The 7101-nt window shown below is 45.6% G+C and carries 4 protein-coding genes and 1 pseudogene; 3 read left to right on the plus strand and 2 right to left on the minus strand.

Annotated elements, in window-relative coordinates; translation table 11 throughout:
* Positions 1-102: 102 nt before the first annotated feature.
* Positions 103-1518, plus strand: a complete 1416-nt coding sequence (locus tag JGK36_RS17230) for a hypothetical protein (protein ID WP_293197672.1) — start codon at positions 103-105, stop codon at positions 1516-1518.
* Between the two features lie 226 nt (positions 1519-1744).
* On the opposite strand, the gene JGK36_RS17235 is transcribed toward JGK36_RS17230, so the two are convergent.
* Complete coding sequence (locus JGK36_RS17235) at positions 1745-4264, minus strand: serine/threonine-protein kinase (protein ID WP_293182329.1); 2520 nt, start codon at positions 4262-4264, stop codon at positions 1745-1747.
* A 194-nt stretch (positions 4265-4458) separates the two neighbouring features.
* On the opposite strand from JGK36_RS17235, the gene JGK36_RS17240 reads away from it, so the two are divergent.
* The gene (locus tag JGK36_RS17240; protein WP_293182331.1) at positions 4459-4608 is read left to right on the plus strand and encodes a hypothetical protein; all 150 of its coding nucleotides are present in this window, start codon (positions 4459-4461) and stop codon (positions 4606-4608) included.
* Between the two features lie 424 nt (positions 4609-5032).
* Positions 5033-6274, plus strand: coding sequence for a glycosyltransferase family 2 protein (locus JGK36_RS17245; RefSeq protein WP_293197674.1), 1242 nt, complete (start codon positions 5033-5035; stop codon positions 6272-6274).
* 429 nt (positions 6275-6703) lie between these two features.
* On the opposite strand, the pseudogene JGK36_RS17250 reads toward JGK36_RS17245, so the two are convergent.
* Positions 6704-6997, minus strand: a pseudogene (locus JGK36_RS17250) (molybdopterin dinucleotide binding domain-containing protein); the annotation flags it as partial.
* Positions 6998-7101 lie beyond the last annotated feature (104 nt).

Here is a 7101-nt window from a genome sequence, read left to right on the forward strand (position 1 = left end):
TAGATTTTAGATTTTAGAATTGGGAATGGGAATGACTGATAACTATCAGGGTTTGGAGCGCGGGCCTACAGTTGCATTCTTGTTTTAAACTGGTGTCACAACATGGATTATGTATTCACCCCTACAACTCAGGCTAGGCTCAATACTGGCAACCTCGTACAGCCTGCCACCACAACTGGAAAATTGCTCCCCGCAGCTAGAGATCCGGTGACAGGGGAGTTTGTGGAGATTGCCAAAATATTTTATCAATCAACAACTACAACTCTATGCGATCGCGGAGTTCTAGGATTGCTCTCACACTTAGGCGGAGGCGGGCCCGTACAGCCGCTGATAGCTCCCGTGTACGTGACAGTCGCGCCCTTGCAGCTTGCTCAAAGTCACCAGGGGTTTCAGAAAATATACAGAATGCTTAACTGTCTCAAAATTAATTTGGCAGTGATGCAAGCGACTGCTGCCGTCATTGGTATTGGGGCTGTATCGAGTACAGTTTTGTCAGCAGTAAACCTCGAACAAGTATTAAAAATCAGAGATGAGGCAAAACACCAGAAGCTCAAAATTAAAGACGGGTTTATCGATCTCAGGCATATCCTCAAAGATAAGGGAGTAGAGGTAATTCAGCAGATTTTTAAGGTGGCTCATGACTCTAATTTTCAAAGGCACCGCCAGCAACTGGTTAACGGTTACGATATTTTTTCTAAAGCTATTAAACGCTGCCAGTCAGCCCTGACAGTGCCGGATCTCAAGCTGCGGAATTCGGAGATTAATAACGGGCGAGATATGCTGTTTGAGGCTTTAAAAATTTACGATCGTCCCGGTTTGTTGGAGGGGCTGTGTTCTGCCGGAAAGCTCCGGCAAATGGAATGTGTTTGGGCGATCGAGCTGGCGCTGGGCATTACGTTTCAGTTGCAGCGGGCTTACGATATAGTCAGCGATCGCCTGCTCAAACTTCAATCAAAAATTCGTCACGATCTTCTCACTGTTGTGAAAGGATGTCAATCGGAATCTGAACTAGATTTTTTATTTCCAGAAGTTACCAGGATTCTCGGTCACGATCTAAGTGTAATAGAATTTTGGCAAAACGAGGTAGATTGGATGCAAACTTTGTCTCCCAAAGAGCAGCACCAGTTAGCTAGTTTAGATAAACTCAGCGGCGACCATCATATAAAAAGCAGCATCCACACGACATTCGCGGTATTAACTGCGGAACCTTCACTTTATCAAAGTTTAAAGCAAAAGTCTCACTTTCTATCCTTGCGCGACCAGCTAGCCTTCGCCCTGAAGCCGGAACTGCGCGGGGGATACGAGTTTTATGTGTGCCAGCAGGCGATCGCAACTGGCTATCCAGCTTTAGCGGTCTCGAACTGGCAAGAAATATCCGATTTAACTGTGGCTAACCTCTACTACTTTTTCCAAAGTCGAGAGGATTTAAGTGAAATTTATCCCACTGAGGACACAATAGAAACTCCTGCTTGGCACTTTCCCAAATCCTTAGAAAAAGAGTTAAACTACTGCAATTAATTGAAAGCGCAACTACGTACCTAATTTGTCTGACGACAATAAAACCGCTCTGCTTAGTCGATATTGTAGGGTGCGTCAGCGAGTAGCCTAATTTTCAGGTGAGGAACCAGAATTGGCTGACGCACCCTACTACAAATCAGACTATAAACCGCAGATGTCAAACAGATAAACACAGATAAACGCAGATAATTTCAGGGTGTTTTCCGATTTTTGCAATTCAAGTCTATTATCTCAGCCACAACTTAATAGTATTGTCTTTAGAGCCGCTAGCAATAGTTTTGCCATCGGGACTAAAAGTCACTACATAAACCTCATCGGTATGTCCCGTCAAAGTATTCAGCAATTCTCCGGTATCAAAGTCCCAAATTTTAATGGTTTTATCCTTGCTGCCGCTGGCGATAAATTTCCCGTCCGGGCTGATAGCAACCGAAACAATATCGTCAGAATGTCCCTTGATCGAGCGAATTAAATCTCCACTTTCGAGATTCCAGATTTTAATGCTTTCATCGTAGGAGCCGCTAACAATTGTCTTTCCGTCCGGGCTAACTGCCACAGACCTCACCGCGTCGCCGTGTCCTTCAATAGTTTTGAGCAACCTCCCTGTTGCTACATCGACAATTGTGATTTTTTTATCCTTAGAAGCGCTAACTAAATTTTTGCCATCGGGAGTGAAAGCAACAGAATAAACAAAATCTGTGTGATCTGGTAAATTCTGGAGCAAATTGCCCGTTGTGGCATCGGAAATTTTGGTGGTTTTGTCTCCGCTGGCGCTAGCAACGAGCTGTCCGTCGGGGCTGATAGCGACTGACCAAACAGAGGCACTATGATCGAGACTGCGAGTAGCTTGACCTGTTTTTAAATCCCACAACATGACTCTCCAAAAACCTGTTCCTGTGGCTAGTTTCGTACCTTTTGCATCGAAAGCAACCGACCAAACGGTGGATGAATCTCCTGGGAAAGTGCGGATCGATTTGCCTGTGGCTAAATCCCAAATTTGGATGGTTTTGTCTTTGGAACCGCTGGCTAACATTAAGCCGTCTGGACTAAAAGCAACAGATCCAACTGCATCTGAATGCTGGGCGAAGTTTTTGACTTTGGCGTTTTTCCATTGGAGACCTGCTTGGCACTTTTGTTGTAAGTTTTGGGCGGAGGTATAGGTGCTGGAAGTTTTGGCAATTGTTGGGATTTGGCTGATGCAGCCTTCATAATTGCTTTCTTGATAAAAAGCTTCGATTTGATTGAATTGTTGGGTTTCTTGCTGCACTTGCTGCTGTCTTTCTTGCCATTTGAGGTATCCGTAAATTCCGCCGATCGCAGTTAAGAGGGCTGCAATCGTTGCTCCGGCGATATAAGGATTGATTTTGCGAGGTTCTTTGGGGACAATTGCTGAGGCGCTGGTGCTGTCTGGGGCGATGGATAAACTCCCTTTTCCGTTCAAATTTACCTCTGGGGATGCCGCCGGAATTGCCTGCACTCCCAGTGGAAGAGTGCTGCTGGCTGGGGGCACAATGGCGTTGGGGTTGCGGTGTCCTTCCAACACGATCGCGATCGCCTTGTACAATTTACCGAATAAAGATTTAGGAACGACTAATTCTTCGATTCTGGCCGCATCTTCGTCGGTAAGCCCTAAAACTTGCTGCAACCGTTTTAATTCCTCGCGAGTGTTTGCAGAAAAAGGATATTCTTGCTGCATGGTTTCTTGCAGCGATTGTTCGTAGCGTTCGCCTTTTTCCCTGTATTTGCGGTAAGGGTTCAATACCTCATCTTCGATCGCCTCTGCTTCTTCTGGTTGCAATTCCAAACTGACGCGCAATTCTTCTAATATTCTGCGACCGACGACTGTAATGTCACCGCGACTGCTGCTGCGCCGATCGACTTCTTCGCGATAGATTGTGAGTTTGGGTACCCGCGTGCGCGATCGATCGCCAATTTTCCGCAAATCGGCCAAAGCCTCCGCCGCCGACTGGTAGCGCTCCCGAAAATCGTAGCGCACCATATTGTCCAAAACATCGGCCAGCGCTTGGGAGCAGGAGGTTAAATGGCGCCAAACAATTTCGCCTCGATTAGAATTTTTCAAATCCCGCAGTTTCGGCAAATCGTAAGCCGGCAAACCCGTCATAGCTTGGATGCCAATCATTCCCAAGGCGTAGATATCGCTGTTGAGTTGCGGGTTGTATTGAAATTGCTCGATCGGCATATATTCCAGCGTCCCAATCCGCACAGTTACCGGTGCTTGTCTTTGAGCGATGTGAATTTCTTTCACCGAGCCAAAGTCAATCAAAACTAACTTGTTGTCTGCATAGCGACGGATTAAATTTGCTGGTTTAATATCTCGGTGAATTACTCCCTGTCCGTGTACAAACACTAAAATTTCTAATAGTTCCTTCAACAAAGGAATAATTTTTTCTTCGGGAACCGGCTTTCCCGGTACAATCTCTGTGGATAGCGAGTGACCGGCAATAAAGGATTCTACTAAGAAAAATTCTTCATTTTCTTCAAAATAAGCGAATAGCTGAGGGATTTGGTCGTGTTGACCGAGCTTTTCTAGAACTTCTGCTTCTTTTTGGAAAAGACGGCGCGTAGTATTAATTAATTTGGGCTCGCTGGTACCGGGACGCAGGTGCTTGACAAAGCACTGCGGTTCACCGGGGCGACGAGTATCTTTGGCCAGATAGGTTTGCCCAAATTCTCCTGTTTCTATGACTTCAATGACTTGATAGCGTCCATCTAAAAGTTGGCTCACCATGATAATAACGCAGCCTTTTTTTGGTTGATTTTCGCAAGAAACAGTTTCACAGCAGGCAGTTTTTAGTTGTAACTAGGTCAGTCGATTTGAGATTTAAATTGCTATTTTGTGGCGGGTTCGATGCCCACCAGAGAAGCATTTAACTGTATTTCTCTACAACGATTTGCCGAATTCTCAATTGACTGATATAGCGATTGTCAATCAAGGGAGGTACTCGCCAGCCAATCACTCATTACCCATCACCCATCACTCACGATCGATCGCATATTACCCATTACCAATCCGTACCTCACTCACCTGACGATGGGTGCATCTGTGCGATCGCATTTGTAGTGGGATCTTAAGAACTCGCGTACTATACATAGCACGCGAGAGGGGACAGCACTGTATAAAAATGCTTTTTGCAAAAATGAGATGTTCCCTCTGACAATTGCCATACTTTATTTTTTCAACATCTGCAAAGCTTGATATCCCAAAAAGAAAAAACCCAAAGCACCGAGTATCGCTATGGTATTCGCAAACACATCCACTGAAACAAATTCGCCCATTGCAAGATCCTCTGACAACTGATATCTATCCTCGGCTTTTCGGTCTCAGACTGGGTGAGGGGTCTTGCCCCTTGCTGCGGTAGAGCCGAAAGATGCTCACAAATTATAGCAAAGGAGATGCTGAAAATAACTTTTTGGGCGATCGACTAGCTTTTTGTTTTAATATTTTTTAATATTTAAGGACACAAATTGTGCACGTAAATTTTGAGGTCAGTTCGCTTTGATATTGTTAACCCTGGTAATTTTTTCTCTCATAGTCAGTAGAGCTTACACCAAGAATTTGCGCCAATCGGTCAAAAATGCGCCTCGCACCAACGGCAGTGTGGCTCAGCAGTTATTTCCGTCGGCGGGTGACTTCCCCAAAATTTCGGTAATCGTACCAGCATACAACGAAGCCGAGAATATTCGGGATTGCGCGATCGCCATTTTGGAGAGTACAGCCCTGTCTGCTGACAAGCTAGAGGTTTTGATTGTAGACGATCGATCGACAGACGACACGAAGGCGATCGCCCAAACTCTGCAACAACAGCCGGGCGACCCCCGCCTCAAAATATTAGCAGGTGAGGCGCGACCGGAAAACCAATATTGGGCGGGCAAAAACTGGGCCTGCGCCCAAGCTGTTCGGGAAGCAACCGGAGAATTCCTATTATTTATCGATGCCGACGTGCGGCTGAAACCGGGGGCGATTGAAACCGCTATCGCCACAGCCGAAACCGAGAAAATAGACCTGCTAACCTGTATGCCAGCGCTGGTTTGTGGGTGTTTTTCCGAGTGGTTGGTGCAGCCTTTAATGTTCAATAACCTAGCTGTTTGCTTCGATTTTACAGCCGTTAATGATGCTACAAAAACAGACAGTGCCTTTGCGGGTGGCCCATTTATGCTGTTTAGGCGATCGGCTTACGAAAAAATCGGCGGACACGAAGCAGTTGCAGGCGAAATTGTCGAAGATGTGGAATTAGCTAGACGCATCAAGCGTGCGAGTTTAAAGCTCGGACTTTATTCCGGGTCAAATTTGGCATCCGTGCGGATGTATCGGTCTTGGAGCGCATTGTGGGAAGGCTGGACAAAGAATCTGTATCTCGGCGCTAACCGCAGTTGGGGTTCGATGTTTTATATGGCAGCAATTATGTTCTTTCTTTATCCGATGCCGTGGTTGGCATTAGCTATTTTGCTGGCTAACGGCGAAATTGCCAACATAATTAACAATCACCAATTAGCAATTAGCAATTACCATTTGCCGATTACGTTGTTAACTATCTGTTTATCTGCGATCGTAATTGGGTACCATTACACTTTGCGCCGTTTGGGTGCCGAAATTTCTGAGTGTCCGACGAAATACTGGTGGTTGGGAGGTTTGGGAGGGACGTTAATTGCGGCAATTGCGATCGGATCTGCGATCAAAACCGAAACAGGTTGGGGATGGACTTGGCGCGGGAGAGCTTTGCAAATTAACAATAATTAATCCAGATTTTGCATTCACAAAAATTAGTGGTAGGGTGCGTCAGCTTTCAATACGGTTGACTTTTCGTCAGACAAATTAGGTACGTTGTTGCGCTTCAGCGCTCTTTATGATATTCGGAAAGAGGGCTGAAGCCCAACAACGTACCTTTATTAATTATGACAGTTAGTAGTAGGGTGCGTCAGGTTGGACATTTTCAATCAGCACAAAAAGTCTGATACTGACGCACCATTTATTCGAGGAGTGCGTCAGTATGAGATTGTTGGTTTGTTGCGAAAATAATGATAGCTGACGCACCATACATATAGTCGTCAGTCATATAAATTAGGTACGTAGTTGCGCTTCAGCGCTCTTTATGATATTCGGAAAGAGGGCTGAAGCCCAACAACGTACCTTGACGCACTCTACATATAGATGTTTTCACAACGTACCTTATGCTTCTGCGTACACAAAAGCAGGTACTCGCTTGTAAGCAGGCGTGCCCGATCGCTTTTCAATTTCCGGGTGAAAAATTACATTAACTTCAGGATAAAACATCAAAGCAGCACCCTCACGAACCGCCCCGTAAATCACCTCAACATTTTCCATTTTCCCCACATTTCCCTGCACAGTAACCCGCTGATGTTCTTGCATACCAGCACTTTCTGCATCCGCGCGATTCATCAAAATGCAGTTGCGGTGCGGCATTCCCCGGTACTTGTCATCATTTTTGTAAACCACAGTATTGTGCTCAGGGCTATTTCGTTCTAGACAGTAGACAGGGTTTAGGTTTAGAGTTTAGAAGTCGGATTCACCCTAACTTATGATTTATGAGTTCCCTAGCAATTGTA

Source organism: Microcoleus sp. PH2017_35_SFW_U_B (genome assembly GCF_020737865.1).
GTDB lineage: Bacteria > Cyanobacteriota > Cyanobacteriia > Cyanobacteriales > Microcoleaceae > Microcoleus.

Excerpts from the sequence above, each read along its gene's own strand:
- JGK36_RS17230 (WP_293197672.1), top strand. The coding sequence starts at position 103 with ATGGATTATGTATTCACCCCTACAACTCAGGCTAGGCTCAATACTGGC.
- JGK36_RS17235 (WP_293182329.1), bottom strand. The coding sequence starts at position 4,264 with ATGGTGAGCCAACTTTTAGATGGACGCTATCAAGTCATTGAAGTCATA.